Below are 821 nucleotides of genomic sequence, written 5' to 3'. Positions count from 1 at the left end.
AATGTTCCGCCCTCTGCCTCCGCGATTGATGCGGGGTCTGTGTCTGAAGACGGCTCTGTCGTGGAGATCGATCTTCTGGGGGATGCCGGGGCATCGGACAGCGATGGCGGCACGCTTGGCGTGACGTCTGTGAGCGCGCAGGACCAGAACGGTACGGCGGTGTCGTTCGGGCTGGTTGGCGCGGTTCTGAGCATCGATCCCGGCCAGTTCGCCGAGACGCTGTCGTCGGGCCAGAGCGCGACGGTGACGGTGAGCTACACGGTGACGGACGGTCAGGGTGGCGAGACGCCGAACAGCGCGACGCTGGTTGTCGACGGTCTCGACGGTCCCTTCACCTGGTACCTGGACGCGGATCTTGATGGCTTCGGCGTGGATGACGCGGCGACGAACCAGTTGGCCTACGCAGCACCGGCGGGGACGTCTGGGGTTGCGGGCGACGCGGACGATACGGATGACACGGTGTATCCGGGCGCGCCGGAGATCAACGACTTCAAGGACAACGACCAGGACGGGCTGACGGACGAGGACAACACGGCGCCGGTCGCGGATGCTGAAACCTTCGAGATCACGGAAAACGGGACGCTGGTGCTGCCGGTGGCGTCGCTGCTCGATGGCGACACGGATGCCGACGGCGACACGCTGACGGTGGCGTCGGTCTCTGATGCGGTCAACGGCACGGTGGTGCTCGACGACAAGGGCGATCTGGACGCGACCAACGACGAGGTGATCTTCACGCCCGACGCGGGTTACGACGGCCCGGCGAGCTTCGACTACACGGTTGCGGACGGCTTCGGCGGCGAGGACAAGATCACTGTCGATGT

1 protein-coding gene is annotated in these 821 nt (G+C 65.8%); it reads left to right on the top strand.

The genetic code is table 11. From position 1 onward, the window contains the following. Positions 1-60: 60 nt before the first annotated feature. The coding region (locus ACR0LZ_RS21140; RefSeq protein ID WP_480752223.1) for a cadherin-like domain-containing protein at positions 61-821 on the top strand (761 nt) is incomplete at its 3' end.

The organism is Ruegeria sp. CI1 (genome assembly GCF_056536925.1).
This window is presented reverse-complemented; position numbering and strand designations above follow the sequence as displayed.